The organism is Streptomyces sp. OZ13, assembly GCF_052068155.1.
Classification (GTDB): domain Bacteria; phylum Actinomycetota; class Actinomycetes; order Streptomycetales; family Streptomycetaceae; genus Streptomyces.
Map to the genome: position 1 here is coordinate 42,282 of NZ_JBQHCZ010000003.1, position 13,579 is coordinate 55,860.

The following is a 13,579-nucleotide window of genomic DNA, read 5'->3' on the forward strand; positions in this document are numbered from 1 at the left end:
TGATGGACGAGACGGAGTTCTGGGAGATCATCGACAGCACCCGCGAGGCCGCCGAGGGCGACCCCGAGGAACACGCGGAGCTGCTCGTCGAACGGCTGCTGCAGCTCGACCCCGACTCCGTGCTGGACTTCGCACGGCACTTCGAGGCCCGCTACAACCGCGCCTACCACTGGGACGTGTGGGGTGCGGCGGCGGTGCTGCTCGACGGGGCGAGCGACGACGCTTTCGACTACTTCCGCTGCTGGCTCATCGGGCAGGGCCGGGAGATCTTCGAGAGCGCGGTGCACGAGCCGGACTCCCTGGCGGAGCTGCTGGACGATTTCGACGAGGACATCGACGGCGACGGCGAGGAACTGGGCTACGCCGCCGACGAGGCGTACGAGCAGCTGACCGGCGCCGACGCGCCCGACCTGGGGATCCCCGTGCAGTCCGCGGAGCCGGCCGGCACGCCCTTCGACCTCGACGACGACACGGTGCTCGCCGAACGCTTCCCGCGGCTGTGGGAGCGGTTCGGCAGCGGCTGACGGGCCGTCGGCCCCTCGGCGGGCGCGGCCTACGCGGTGCCGGTGAGGGCGCGGCCCATCAGCACGTCGTCCACGAAGCGGCCGTCGAGGTGGAACTCGCCCGGCAGGATCCCCTCGACCACGAAGCCCTCCGCCTCGTACAGCGCCCGCGCCGGGGCGTTGTGGGCGAGCACCCGCAAGGTGATGCGCACGGCTCCCTGCCGCCGGGCCTCGTCGCACGCCGCCCGCAGCAGCGCCCGCCCGACACCGCGGCCGCGGGCCCGCTCGGCGACGGCGAGGCCCTGGATCTGGCGGACGTGCCGGTTGCAGGCGAGCGGGGTCGGCGCGGCGAGCCGGATGTAGCCGAGGATCACCGCGTGCCCGTCCTCGGCGACGAGGAACTGTTCGGGGCGGTGGTTCGCGTCGAAGAACGAGTCGTACGGCGGCTGCGGCCGGGGGGTCACGGCATGCAGGGGCGACCAGGTGGCGCGGTCCAGCTCCCCCAGCTCCGTGTCGTCGTCATGTCGTGCGGGGCGTATGTGCGACTCGGGCATGGGGCCACTGTGCCATGCCGGGCCACCGGGGCAGGATGGGCCCATGCAGAGAACCCGAATTGCCGTCACGGGCGCCTCCGGGCTCATCGGCGGGGCGCTGGTGAGGTCCTTGCGCGCGGACGGGCACGAGGTCGTGCGTCTGGTGCGTCGCCCGGCCGGCGCCGGGGACGAGGTCCACTGGGATCCCGCACGGCAGTACGTGGACGTGGCCGGTCTGGTCGGCTGCGAGGCCGTGGTGCATCTCGCGGGGGCCGGGGTGGGCGACCACCGCTGGACGGACGCGTACCGCAAGGAGATCCGCGACAGCCGCGTCCTCGGCACGGCGGCGATCGCGGAGGCCGTGGCCTCCCTGGACGCGCCGCCGCGGGTACTGGTGAGCGGCAGCGCGGTCGGTTACTACGGCGACACGGGCGGCCGGCCCGTGGACGAGGGCGCGCCGCCCGGGGAGGGGTTCCTGCCCGGGGTGTGCGTGGAGTGGGAGGAGGCCACGGCCCCGGCTCAAGAAGCGGGTGTGCGAACGGCCCTGGCCCGTACGGGACTTGTGGTGGCACGGCACGGGGGCGCCTGGGGCCGGCTGTTCCCGCTCTTCAAGGCGGGGCTCGGCGGCCGGCTGGGCGACGGCCGGCAGTACTGGAGCTTCATCGCGCTGCACGACGCCGTGGCGGCCCTGCGGCACATCATCGACACGGAGTCCCTGTCGGGCCCGGTGAACCTGACGGCCCCCGAGCCGGTGACCAACCGGGAGGCGACCGCGGCGATGGGCCGGGTGCTGCGCCGTCCCACGCCGTTCGCGGTGCCGGCGCCGGCCCTGCGGGTTGTGCTGGGCGGGCTGGCGGAGGACGTGCTGAACAGCGGGCGGGTGCTGCCGGGTGTCCTGCTGGGGTCGGGGTTCCCGTTCGCCTTCCCGCGCATCGACGACGCGATCCGGGCGGCGCTGCGCTAGACCGTGTCCGGGCGGGGGGAGCGGGGTGTGCGCCCCCGCGCTCCGGTGCTCCGCGATGTGCGCTACCTCAGCGGGCCGCCTACCTCTTTAGTCTCGAACCGAACTCGGGTATTCCTCGGTCCTGTTGGGGGCATGAGCTCCCCACCAGCCGCGCCGACCTCGGGGAGGGGCACGTGCTCAGCACCGCTCATGATGCGGATGTCGTCATCGTCGGGGCCGGGATCGCCGGACTGTCGGCGGCCCACCGGCTGACCAGTGCGGGTGTCACGGTCAGCGTCCTGGAGGCCGCCCCGGTGGTGGGCGGCAGGATGGCCACCACGCAGCTCGACGGCTTCCGGCTCGACCGGACAGGCCAGTTGCTCAGTACCGCGTTCCCGGAGCTGCGCCGCACCGCGGTTCTCCAGGACGCCGACCTGCGGATGTTCTCGCCCGGTGTGCTCGTCCACAGCGGGGGCCGGCTCCAGCGGACCGGCGAGGTGGGGATCGCGGGACGGTGGGGCTCCTCCCACGCGAGGAGGGGCGCGGGACGGGGATCGCCCCCCACCGCCCAGGGCGCGGGGGTCGCATTCTCCGTCGCGCGCGCCCTCGCGAGCGCCCCTCGGCCCCGCCAGCTCGACCAGGCACGGCTGGGCGCGTCCCTGGCGCGGCTCGCGGCGACACCCGTCGACCGTCTCCTCGCCCGCCCCGAGCGGTCCGCCGCCGAGGCGCTGTACGGACGCGGCCTGCCCGCGCGCACGGTGGACGGCTTCCTGCGTCCGCTGCTGTCGGCGCTGCTGGGCGATCCGGAGCTGACCGGCACCTCCAGCCGTTGCGCGGACCTCGTGCTGCGCGGATACGCGCGCGGCCGTCTGTGCGTGCCGGCGGGCGGCGCGGCGACGCTGCCGGAGCTGATGGCGGCGGGGCTGCCGGCCGGCACCGTACGGACGGGCGTGCGGGTGACCGACATCGCGACGACGTCCGTGACCACGGAGGAGCTCGGCGAGATCCGCTGCCGCTCCGTGCTGCTGGCTACAGGGGCGCGGGCTGCGGCCGGACTGCTGCCGGGGCTTCGGGTGCCGTCGTTCCATCCGGTGACGGTGGTGCACCACACGGCGCCCGAGTCACCGCTCGGGGAGCCGTCGCTGGTGCTGGCCGGGGAGCGGAGCGGGCCGGTGTCGCACACGGCGGTGATGAGCGAGGTCGATCCGTCGCGGGCCTCCGACGGCCGGGTGCTGATCTCCTCGACGCTGCTCGGCGCACCGCCGGACGACCTGGACCGCCGGGTGCGGCGGCAGCTGGCGAATCTCTACGGCAGGGCGACGGACGACTGGGAGCTCCTCGCCGTCCACCACGACCCGGAGGCGGTGCCCGCGATGCCGGCGCCGCACGATCTGCGCCGCCCGGTGCGGGTGCTGTCCGGTCTCTACGTCTGCGGCGACCACCGCGACACGGGCACGGTGCAGGGCGCCCTGTTCTCCGGGCGGAGGGCGGCGGACGCGGTGCTGAGCGACTTCGGCATCCGGCCGGGGTGCGCGGCAGCGGCGCTGACCGCGGCAGCCTGAGGCCCGGCGGGGCCGCGTGAGCACCGGCGGGCGGGCCGCGTGAGCACCGGCGGGCGGGGCCGCTTGTGCACCGGCAGCGGGGCCGCCACCCCGCCCGCCGGCCGGCCGGGGTCAGCCGAGGGCGGCCACCCGGTCGCGGTAGGTCCGGACCGGTGCCGCGTCGCGGTACGGCTCCAGCCGGCGTTCGAACTCGCGGACGTACTCGGTGGCGCGCACCGATCGCATCTCGGACGCCTGGAGCGCCGCCTCCGCGCCCAGCGCGCACGCCTGGTCCAGCTCGCCCAGACCGAGCCGGGCGGAGGCCAGGACGACCCGGCAGAAGAGCCGGCTGCGGGCGAAGGCGGGGGCGCGCAGCTGGAGGGAGCGCTCCGCGTGCTGCACGGCGCTGCGGTACTGCCGCAGGTCGCGGTGGCAGTGGCTGAACTCGTCCGCCAGCTGTGCCTCGTCGAAGGTGCGCGCCCAGTGCGGCACGTCGTCCCCGGACCGGGCGGCCTCCAAGGCGCGCTCGGCCCGTACGAGCGCGGCGGTGCAGGCACGCGCCTCGCCGAGCACCGCGTGCCCGCGGGCCTCCGCGCAGTGCAGCAGCGCCTGGACCGGCGGCGGGGCCGACGGCCCCACCCCCTGCTGGGCGACCCTGGTCAGCTGCACGGCCTCCCGGCCGTGTCCGAGGTAGACGGCCTGCCGGCTCATGGTGACCAGCACGTACGACCCGTACGCCCGGTCCCCCGCCGCCTGGGAGAGCCGCAGCGCCTGGACGAAGTACCGCTGGGCGAGTCCGTGGGCCGCGATGTCGTACGAGGTCCAGCCGGCCAGCCTGGTGAGGTCGGCGGCCGCGGCGAACAGGCGCCGCCCGATCGTCTCTCCGTACGTGCCGCGCAGCATCGGCTCCGCCTCGTGCTCCAGATAGCGCACCAGGGCCTGCCGGGCGTGCCCGCCGCCGTAGGCGTGGTCGAGGGCGCGGAACAGTTCGCCGACGGCACGCAGCGCCGCGATGTCGCCGCCGGAGACCTTCTGCCCGGGCCCCCGGTCGCCCGCGCCGCGCTGCCGCGGAACGGCCACCCGGGCGCCCTGCTGGGGCACCCGGCCGGAGCCCGGGTGCGCCTCGCCCCGGCCCACGCGTTCGTCGGGGCCGCCGATCAGCCAGTCCCGGCTGGGCACGACCAGTCCGGCCGGTGTGAAAGCGATCTTGCGGAGTTCCGCGTGGCTGCCGGAGTCCTTGCGCCACAGGCCGCTGACGATGTCCACGGCCTCCTCCGGGGTGGCGGCGAACTCCAGCCCCGCGTAGACGGGGGCGCAGGCGTCGAGCCCCAGGTCCTGGGCGGAGAGCCGGCGGCCGAGTCTGCGGGTGAACACCTCCGCGATCAGCGCGGGCGTCGTTCCGCGCGGCTGCTGCCCGCGCAGCCAGCGGGTCACGGAGGTCTTGTCGTAGCGCAGGTCGAGGCCGTGCTCGAGGCCCAGCTGATCCACCCGGCGGGCGAGGCCGGCATGGGAGAACCCGGCCTCCGCGATGAGCGCGGCGAGCTGCCGGTTGGGGGTGCGCGGGGTGGTCCGTTCCGTCATCGGTTGTGGCGTCTCCTGCCTTCCGGGCCGGGAGCAGCCCATGGGGGTACCTCCTGGGGTCCCCCCAGGAGGTAGCTCTGGGGGAGAAGCCCTGGGGGAGGAACGGCGCGAATTTAGCGGCCATCCATCGCTGTTCCGCCACCTTCGCCCCAGATTCATCCGATCGTGTGAGGATTGGCGGCGGCGCTGGACCGTGGAGCTGACGGTCCGCCCTGCCCGGCCACTCGGTTCCGGCCCGCCGTACAGTGGCTGGGGCCCGGTCATCACCGGGCGGAGGTTCGAGGGAGGCACAGCCGTGAGTGACCTGCGGTTCGTCCGACTGGGGTTCGGCGACGAAGCCGTCGAGTACCAGGAGGCATGGCAGAAGCAGCGCGAGGTCCACGCCGCCCGCTTCGCCGACGAGATCCCCGACACATGCCTGCTGCTGGAGCACCCGCCCGTCTACACGGCGGGTCGGCGCACCGAGGACAGTGAGCGGCCCCTGGACGGGACGCCCGTCGTCGACGTGGACCGCGGCGGGAAGATCACCTGGCACGGCCCCGGCCAGCTGGTGGGCTACCCGATCCTGAAGCTGCCGCGGCCCGTGGACGTCATCGCGCACGTACGGCGCCTCGAGGACGCGCTGATCCGCACCTGCGCCGAGTTCGGCGTGGAGACCAGCCGGGTCGAGGGCCGCAGCGGTGTCTGGGTGCTCGGCGACCCGGTGGAACAGCGCCCGGCCGTCGGCGGCCTCTCGCTGGACTTCGACCCCCGGCTGACGGACGAGGAGTTCGACCCGCGGCTCAACGGCCCCGAGTACGCCCCCTCCAACGCCGGGCAGCGCCGCGAGGACCGCAAGCTCGCGGCTATCGGCATCCGCATCGCCAAGGGCGTCTCGATGCACGGCTTCGCCCTGAACGTGAACCCGGACAACACCTGGTTCGACAAGATCGTGCCGTGCGGCATCCGGGACGCTGGAGTGGCCTCGCTCGCGAACGAGCTGGGCCGCGACGTCACCATCGCCGAGGTGCTGCCCGTGCTGGAGCGGCACCTGCGGAAGGTGCTGGAGAACGCGGAGCCGCGGCCCCGTGAGATCGTGCGTGACGCGGTGCCCACGACGGCGCCCGAGGCGGAGAAGACGCCCGTCTGAGCCGGAGAACCGGCCCCGTCCCGCGGGGCCGGGGCCCGGATCGGAACGCGGGCGGGAATGCGGTCCCGTGGCCACAGGTTGGCCGAACGTAAGGCCGCACTTTTAACGGGCGTACCCTGGTGTTCGCCGAAGAATCGAAGCTGTAGGGAGCCGGTCGTGTCCGCAGTCGCACCCGACGGACGCAAGATGCTGCGCCTGGAGGTCCGCAACAGCCAGACCCCCATCGAGCGCAAGCCCGAGTGGATCAAGACCCGGGCGAAGATGGGCCCCGAGTACAACCAGCTGCAGAAACTGGTCAAGAGCGAGGGACTGCACACGGTCTGCCAGGAGGCGGGCTGTCCCAACATCTTCGAGTGCTGGGAGGACCGCGAGGCCACCTTCCTCATCGGAGGTGACCAGTGCACCCGACGCTGCGACTTCTGCCAGATCGACACCGGCAAGCCGCAGGCCCTCGACCGCGACGAGCCGCGCCGTGTCGGCGAGTCCGTCGTCACGATGGACCTGAACTACGCCACCATCACCGGCGTCGCCCGCGACGACCTCGAGGACGGCGGCGCCTGGCTGTACGCGGAGACCGTGCGCCAGATCCACGCGATGACGGCGGACCGCGAAGGCGGCCACACCAAGGTCGAGCTGCTGATCCCCGACTTCAACGCCGTGCCCGAGCAGCTGGCCGAGGTCTTCTCCTCGCGTCCCGAGGTGCTCGCCCACAACGTCGAGACCGTGCCCCGGATCTTCAAGCGGATCCGCCCCGGCTTCCGCTACGAGCGCTCGCTCGAGGTCATCACGCGCGCCCGTGAAGCGGGCCTGGTGACCAAGTCGAACCTGATCCTCGGCATGGGCGAGACCCGCGAAGAGGTCAGCGAGGCGCTCCAGCACCTGCACGACGCGGGCTGCGAGCTGATCACGATCACCCAGTACCTGCGCCCCTCGGTGCGCCACCACCCGGTGGAGCGCTGGGTGAAGCCGCACGAGTTCGTGGAGCTGAAGGAGGAGGCCGACGAGATCGGCTTCTCCGGCGTGATGTCGGGTCCGCTGGTCCGTTCCTCGTACCGGGCCGGCCGTCTGTTCCAGCAGGCGATGGAGGCCCGTGGCACCACCGCCGACGTAGACGTCGGCACCGGCGCCGCCCAGGCTGTGTGAATTCAGGCACAAGCAACTACCGGCCGGTAATGGCCGGTTGGACGCGGTCCGCACCCTCCCCGCAGGTCGGGGGCGGGGTACGGGCCGCGTTCTCGTTTCCGAATCTCCACGACCCGCGAATCGACCCTTCATCAGCGTTTGACCGGCCGGTCATGCCCTGGTAACACCAGTCAGTGACGCTCGACTCACGCACAGCTCCCACTCACCGCCGTTCACCCCGAGGGGGAATCGCCACCATGCAGGCCGTGCCGGCACGCCACGTCAGTGCCAACCCGATCCCGTCCGTCACCGGCGCACTGCGCGCCATGGAATCCATCATCCTCGGCGCCGGCCAGCGCACCGCCCGCCGCAACGCCTGGACCGCGGTCCTCGAGGACCGCCGCCGCGCCAAGGACCGGGTGGAGGCTCAGCACGTACTGGAGGCCGTGGCGACCCGCACGTCATAGGCCACGTAAACTTCGGGTATGGCGAGGAAGGCAAATTCAGACAGCGCTGACGCTGCTGCGAACCCGGGGCGACTGAAGCAGATCGCCCTGACGTACAAGATGACCCGGAAGGCCGACCCGAAGGTCGGTCTTGTCGTCGCGGGTGTGGGAATCGTCACCTTCGGTGTCTTCCTCGGGATCGGCTTCCTGATCGGTCACCCGGTCTATCTGGGGATCCTCGGCTTCGTGCTGGCTTTCCTGGCGATGGCGATCATCTTCGGGCGGCGCGCCGAGCGGGCGGCCTTCGGACAGATGGAGGGCCAACCGGGAGCGGCGGCCGCGGTCCTGCAGAACGTGGGACGCGGCTGGACCACCACCCCGGCCGTGGCGATGAACCGCAACCAGGACGTGGTGCACCGCGCCGTCGGCAAGGCCGGCATCGTGCTGGTGGCCGAGGGCAACCCGAACCGGCTGAAGGCGCTGCTCGCGGCCGAGAAGAAGAAGATGAACCGCATCGTCGTGGACGTCCCCGTGCACGACATCCTCGTCGGCAACGGCGAGGGCCAGGTGCCGCTGAAGAAGGTGCGCACCACGATGCTGAAGCTCCCGCGGGTGCTCACCGGCCCGCAGGTGACTGCGGCCAACGACCGGCTGCGGGCGATGGGCGACCTGATGAGCAACATGCCGCTGCCGAAGGGCCCGATGCCCAAGGGCATGCGGATGCCGCGCGGCGGAAAGATGCGCTGACGCGCGCCCCACAGACGTGAGGCGGGGCCCGGACGATGTCCGGGCCCCGCCTCACGTCTGTGGGGGTGTGTTCCGACCGGGTGCCGGGGGTGGCTGGTGCCTGAGCTGCGCCGCGCCGGCCGTGGGTCGGTCCGGTGCCGGCCGCGGGTGCGGGTGCCGTGACCGCCGTGGCGGGGTCCGGCCGTGGCATCCGGGCGGCCGGGGGCCGTGCGGGCCCCTCACGCCTGCGCCGGGTGCTGTGCCGTGCCGGGCGTGACTCTGCCCGGGGCGGGCGACCGGGGGGACGGGACCGGCCACGGCCGGTGCCTTGCCGATCGCCGGGGCTATGTCCGGGGCCGGGTGCCGGGGGTGGCTCGTGCCTGTGTCCTGCCGTGCCGGCCGTGGCTGTGTCCGGGCCGGGCGGGCCCGCACGGCGGCCGGCTCCGGCGCCGGGTGCGGCCGGGTGCCGGGCGTCGGCGCCTCACGTCTGCGCCGGGTGCTCCGCCGTGCCGGGCGTGACTCTGCCCGGGGCGGGCGAGGGGTGGACGGTGCCGGCCGTGGCGGTGTCCGGGCAGGGCCGGGCGGTGGCATGCGCCGTGGGGCGGGCCGTGCCGTGGGTGAACCGTCGCCGCGGCGGACGGTTCAGATACGCACCTGCACCGCGCGGGCGAGCCGGTCGTGCAGGCCGCGGCCGTCGCGGTCCCAGACGAGCGCTGGGATCGCGAGACAGAGCAGCGCAGTCCGGACGACGGCCCACCCGAAGGCGAGGCGTCCGCCGTTCTCCGAGGCGACCCGCAGCCCGAGGAGGCGCTTACCGGGCGTGAAGCCGACAGTGCCCACCGTCAGGACGCCGAGGACGAGGAAGATGCCGAGGGCCCAGTTTCCGGCCGCCTGCTGGTCACCGCCCGCGAACAGTCCGTATGCGATCAGGAAACACAGTCCCCAGTCGATGAAGATCGCCCCGAAGCGGCGCCCGAGGGGGGCCACGGAACCCGGGCCGTGCTCCGGCAGACCCAGCCGCTGACCCCGGTACCCGAAGTCGACACCCATGTCCTCCGCGGCCGCGCGGGGCCCGGAGAGCCACGATCCGATTGCTTGCCTGTTGTCCACCCGTCCACGGTACTGCGCCCCCTTTCACCCTCCTGCGTCCGGGGCCGTTCCCGCACTGTGACCCTCGTCCGGTTAACTTCGTCGAAACAAATGGGTCATGCTGGAGAAATCCCGTCCGCCTACGGTCGAGACCAGCGTGTGCCACCGCACTGGCCGCACGGACGAGCTGCAACCCCGCCCCTCCCGGGTGGGAGTAGGAGGAGTTGGATGTTCCAGAACGCCGATGACGTCAAGAAGTTCATCGCGGACGAGGACGTCAAGTTCATCGATGTCCGGTTCTGCGACCTGCCTGGCGTGATGCAGCACTTCACGATCCCGGCAGCGGCGTTCGACCCGGCCGAGGAGCTCGCCTTCGACGGCTCGTCGATCCGCGGCTTCCAGGCGATCCACGAGTCCGACATGGCGCTGCGTGCCGACCTGTCGACCGCCCGTGTCGACCCCTTCCGCCGCGACAAGACGGTCAACATCAACTTCTTCATCCACGACCCGATCACCGGCGAGCAGTACAGCCGTGACCCGCGGAACGTGGCCAAGAAGGCCGAGGCCTACCTCGCGTCGACCGGCATCGCCGACACCGCGTACTTCGGCCCCGAGGCCGAGTTCTACGTGTTCGACAACGTGCGCTTCCAGACCTCGGCGAACGAGTCCTTCTACCACATCGACTCCGAGGCGGGCGCCTGGAACACCGGCGCCATCGAGAACAACCGCGGTTACAAGGTCCGCTACAAGGGCGGCTACTTCCCGGCCCCGCCGGTCGACCACTTCGCCGACCTGCGCGCGGAGATCTCCCTGGAGCTGGACAAGAACGGCCTCCAGGTCGAGCGCCAGCACCACGAGGTCGGCACCGCCGGCCAGGCCGAGATCAACTACAAGTTCAACACGCTGCTCGCCGCGGCCGACGACCTGATGCTCTTCAAGTACATCGTGAAGAACGTCGCCTGGCGCAACGGCAAGACCGCGACCTTCATGCCCAAGCCGATCTTCGGTGACAACGGCTCGGGCATGCACGTCCACCAGTCCCTGTGGCAGGGGGGCGCCCCGCTGTTCTACGACGAGCAGGGCTACGCGGGCCTGTCCGACACCGCCCGGTACTACATCGGCGGCATCCTCAAGCACGCCCCGTCGCTGCTGGCCTTCACCAACCCGACGGTGAACTCCTACCACCGCCTGGTCCCCGGCTTCGAGGCCCCGGTCAACCTGGTCTACTCGCAGCGCAACCGCTCCGCCGCGATGCGTATCCCGATCACGGGCTCGAACCCGAAGGCCAAGCGCGTCGAGTTCCGTGCGCCGGACCCGTCGTCCAACCCGTACCTGGCCTTCTCCGCGCTGCTGCTCGCGGGCCTCGACGGCGTCAAGAACAAGATCGAGCCGGCCGAGCCGATCGACAAGGACCTGTACGAGCTGGCCCCCGAGGAGCACGCGGGCGTCCCGCAGGTCCCGACCTCCCTCCCGGCAGTGCTGGACGCCCTCGAGGCGGACAACGAGTACCTGCTCGCCGGCGGCGTCTTCACGTCCGACCTGATCGAGACGTGGATCGACTACAAGCGCACGAACGAGATCGCGCCGATCCAGCTGCGTCCGCACCCGCACGAGTTCGAGCTGTACTTCGACATCTAAAGATCCGCTCCACCGGTCGCACCGGTGGGACAGGTCCCGGGTTTCAGGGGCCGCTGGCCGCGCTCTTCCTCCAGGGGAAGGCGCGGCCGGCGGTCGTTCCGGCCCCGTGCCGTTCCGCGCGTATGGCAGGGTCGCGGCATGCCGTTCGATCACAACGACCACTACCACCGCCTGCTGCTGCGCCATGCGCCGCGCGGCGGCGGCGCGGCGCTGGACGTCGGGTGCGGGACGGGTCGGTTCGCGCGGAGGCTCGCCGGGCTCGGCCTGGACGTGGACGCTGTCGATCCGTCCGCCCGGGTGATCGCCGAGGCACGCGCGCGGTCCGCCGCCGCCGGGGGACCGCGCTTCGTACAGGGCGACATCACCGGGATGGAACTGCCCCGCGGCCACTACGCCTTCATCTCCTGCCTGGCGAGTCTCCACCACATGCCGTTCGCCACCGTCGCCGCGCTGCGGGACGCGCTCGCGCCCGGGGGCACGCTGGTGGTCCTCGGCTGTTACGCGGAGAGGACGGCCGCCGACCGGGCGTGGAGCCTGGCGGCCGTGCCCGTCAACGCCGTCGCCCGGCTCGCCGTGGGCACGGCGGACCGGTGCCGTGCGGGGAACGGCGGGCGCATGACGCGCCCTCCGGTACGGCAGCCGGACATGGCGCTGGCCGACATCCGGCGTGAGGCGGCGGTGCTGCTGCCCGGGGCGGGCGTGCGGCGGCTGCTGTTCTGGCGGTATCTGCTCGTCTTCCGCAACAGCGGCTGTGGCCGGTCAATTATGCACTAGTGCATAATCTGGTTGCTTCTAGTGCAGGATCGGTCTAGGTTCCGGGTATGACCGCCAAGGCTCCCTCCCCCGTCACGCTCACCGGCCGCCATGTGCGCCTCGAACCGCTCACGGAGGGCCATCTCTCCGACCTCTTCGCCGCGGGCGGGAAGGACGAAGAGGTCTGGCGGTGGCAGGGCGGACCGGCCCCGCAGAGCGAGGCGGCGCTCGGTGACACACTCCGCGAGCTGCTGGCCGCGGCGGAGCAGGGCAGGTACGTGCCGTTCGCCGTGATCCACCTCGGTTCCGGGCGGGCCGTCGGCTGGACCACGTTCTCGGACGTCGACGTCCGGGACGAGCGCCTGGAGATCGGGTGGACCTGGTACGGGCGGGCGTACTGGCGGACCGCCGTGAACACCGAGACGAAGCTGCTGTTGCTGGGCCACGCCTTCGAGGAACTCGGCATGGGCCGCGTCCAGTTGAAGACCGACCACATGAACAGGCGCTCGCAGGACGCCATCGCGCGCCTCGGGGCGCGGCGGGAGGGTGTGCTGCGACGCCACCGGCGGCGGCCGGACGGGACGTGGCGCGACAGCGTGTACTTCTCGATGCTGGCCGACGAGTGGCCTGCCGCTAAGGAGCGGCTGGAGGGCCGGCTGTGACCGGCGGGCCACAGGGGCGCGCGCCGCTACGATCGGGTGGCATGGGGATCACCGTGCAGTCGCTGACGTACTACCCCGTCAAGGGCTGTGCCGGCACATCCGTGGAGTCGGCCCGGGTCGGCGCCACAGGTCTGGAGCACGACCGGACGTTCATGGTCGTCGACGCCGTCGACGGGTCGTTCCGGAGTCAGCGCAAGACGCCCGCCATGGCCGCGGTCCGGCCGGAGCTCCTCGACGGCGGGCGGACGATGCGGCTGAGCGCGCACGGGATCGAGAGCGTGGTCGTGGCGGTCGACCCCCAGGGGCAGCCGCGGCCGGTGAGCCTCTTCGACAAGCCGGTCGGGCACTGCCCGGACCAGGGCGAGGACGCGGCCGAGTGGTTCTCCGAGGTGCTCGGCGCCAAGTCGCGGCTGGTGCGCGTGCCGAGCGGGTTCGACCGTGACGGATGGGGCGAGACGCCGGGGAAGGTCGCCTTCGCGGACGCCCATGCCGTGCTCGTCGTGTCCCAGGCGTCGCTGGACGGACTGAACGCGCGGATCGAGGCCGCGGGCGGGGAGCCGGTGCCGATGGACCGCTTCCGCGCCAACATCGTGCTGGACGGGTGCGCCGAGCCCCATGACGAGGACATCATGCGGCGGTTGGAGGCGGGCGGCGTGCGACTCGCCCACTCCGTACGGGCGATGCGCTGCTCCGTTCCGCTGGTGGACCAGCGCACGGGGCTGCGGGCCGGCCCCGAACCGGTGCGCACGCTCGCCACGTACCGACGGGAGCCCGCCTACGACAACAAGGTGAGCTTCGGCGCGAAGGCGGCCGTGGTGCGCGAGGGCACGCTGTCGGTCGGGGACCCGGTGCGGGTGGAACGGTACGGGAACGGGACGCCGGATCCCCGGCGCCCCGCCTCCTCGTGAACCGG

At 72.6% G+C, this 13,579-nt stretch carries 14 protein-coding genes; 11 read left to right on the forward strand and 3 right to left on the reverse strand.

The genetic code is table 11. From position 1 onward, the window contains the following. Positions 1 to 2 precede the first annotated feature (2 nt). Entirely contained in the window at positions 3 to 524 is a 522-nt protein-coding gene (locus ACTMTU_RS07165) for a DUF4240 domain-containing protein (RefSeq protein WP_441263149.1), read from the forward strand. A gap of 29 nt (positions 525 to 553) precedes the next feature. Here ACTMTU_RS07165 and ACTMTU_RS07170 read toward each other — a convergent pair whose 3' ends face one another. Next, positions 554 to 1,057 (reverse strand): N-acetyltransferase family protein, encoded by a 504-nt coding sequence (locus ACTMTU_RS07170; protein WP_441262644.1) that lies wholly within the window; start codon positions 1,055 to 1,057, stop codon positions 554 to 556. 43 nt (positions 1,058 to 1,100) lie between these two features. Here ACTMTU_RS07170 and ACTMTU_RS07175 point away from each other — a divergent pair, with 43 nt between their 5' ends. Next, positions 1,101 to 2,000, forward strand: coding sequence for a TIGR01777 family oxidoreductase (locus ACTMTU_RS07175; RefSeq protein ID WP_441262645.1), 900 nt, complete (start codon positions 1,101 to 1,103; stop codon positions 1,998 to 2,000). A 173-nt stretch (positions 2,001 to 2,173) separates the two neighbouring features. After that, positions 2,174 to 3,541 carry an NAD(P)/FAD-dependent oxidoreductase gene (locus ACTMTU_RS07180; protein WP_441262646.1) on the forward strand — a complete coding sequence of 456 codons (1,368 nt, stop codon included), beginning with the start codon at positions 2,174 to 2,176 and terminating at the stop codon, positions 3,539 to 3,541. A gap of 111 nt (positions 3,542 to 3,652) precedes the next feature. Here ACTMTU_RS07180 and ACTMTU_RS07185 read toward each other — a convergent pair whose 3' ends face one another. Continuing rightward, the gene (locus tag ACTMTU_RS07185) at positions 3,653 to 5,101 is read right to left on the reverse strand and encodes a regulator (protein WP_441262647.1); all 1,449 of its coding nucleotides are present in this window, start codon (positions 5,099 to 5,101) and stop codon (positions 3,653 to 3,655) included. 295 nt (positions 5,102 to 5,396) lie between these two features. Between ACTMTU_RS07185 and lipB the strand changes: the two genes are divergently transcribed. From lipB to ACTMTU_RS07205, 4 genes are all read left to right on the forward strand, one after another. Beyond that, a complete protein-coding gene (gene lipB / locus ACTMTU_RS07190) occupies positions 5,397 to 6,230 on the forward strand; it encodes a lipoyl(octanoyl) transferase LipB (protein WP_441262648.1) in 834 nt (277 codons plus the stop codon). Positions 6,231 to 6,386: 156 nt separating this feature from the next. Further along, the gene (gene lipA / locus ACTMTU_RS07195) at positions 6,387 to 7,373 is read left to right on the forward strand and encodes a lipoyl synthase (RefSeq protein ID WP_441262649.1); all 987 of its coding nucleotides are present in this window, start codon (positions 6,387 to 6,389) and stop codon (positions 7,371 to 7,373) included. A 236-nt stretch (positions 7,374 to 7,609) separates the two neighbouring features. After that, on the forward strand, positions 7,610 to 7,819 hold the full coding sequence (locus ACTMTU_RS07200) for an SCO2195 family GlnR-regulated protein (protein WP_307705989.1): 210 nt from the start codon (positions 7,610 to 7,612) through the stop codon (positions 7,817 to 7,819). An 18-nt stretch (positions 7,820 to 7,837) separates the two neighbouring features. Beyond that, positions 7,838 to 8,545 carry a DUF4191 domain-containing protein gene (locus tag ACTMTU_RS07205; protein ID WP_159692709.1) on the forward strand — a complete coding sequence of 236 codons (708 nt, stop codon included), beginning with the start codon at positions 7,838 to 7,840 and terminating at the stop codon, positions 8,543 to 8,545. Between the two features lie 621 nt (positions 8,546 to 9,166). On the opposite strand, the gene ACTMTU_RS07210 is transcribed toward ACTMTU_RS07205, so the two are convergent. Further along, on the reverse strand, positions 9,167 to 9,634 hold the full coding sequence (locus tag ACTMTU_RS07210; RefSeq protein WP_441262650.1) for an RDD family protein: 468 nt from the start codon (positions 9,632 to 9,634) through the stop codon (positions 9,167 to 9,169). Between the two features lie 207 nt (positions 9,635 to 9,841). Between ACTMTU_RS07210 and glnA the strand changes: the two genes are divergently transcribed. From glnA to ACTMTU_RS07230, 4 genes are all read left to right on the forward strand, one after another. After that, positions 9,842 to 11,251, forward strand: a complete 1,410-nt coding sequence (glnA, locus tag ACTMTU_RS07215) for a type I glutamate--ammonia ligase (protein ID WP_189476444.1) — start codon at positions 9,842 to 9,844, stop codon at positions 11,249 to 11,251. 138 nt (positions 11,252 to 11,389) lie between these two features. Next, complete coding sequence (locus ACTMTU_RS07220; protein WP_441262651.1) at positions 11,390 to 12,025, forward strand: class I SAM-dependent methyltransferase; 636 nt, start codon at positions 11,390 to 11,392, stop codon at positions 12,023 to 12,025. 47 nt (positions 12,026 to 12,072) lie between these two features. Next, positions 12,073 to 12,666, forward strand: a complete 594-nt coding sequence (locus ACTMTU_RS07225; RefSeq protein ID WP_441262652.1) for a GNAT family N-acetyltransferase — start codon at positions 12,073 to 12,075, stop codon at positions 12,664 to 12,666. Between the two features lie 41 nt (positions 12,667 to 12,707). Beyond that, complete coding sequence (locus ACTMTU_RS07230) at positions 12,708 to 13,574, forward strand: MOSC domain-containing protein (RefSeq protein ID WP_441262653.1); 867 nt, start codon at positions 12,708 to 12,710, stop codon at positions 13,572 to 13,574. Positions 13,575 to 13,579: the final 5 nt, after the last annotated feature.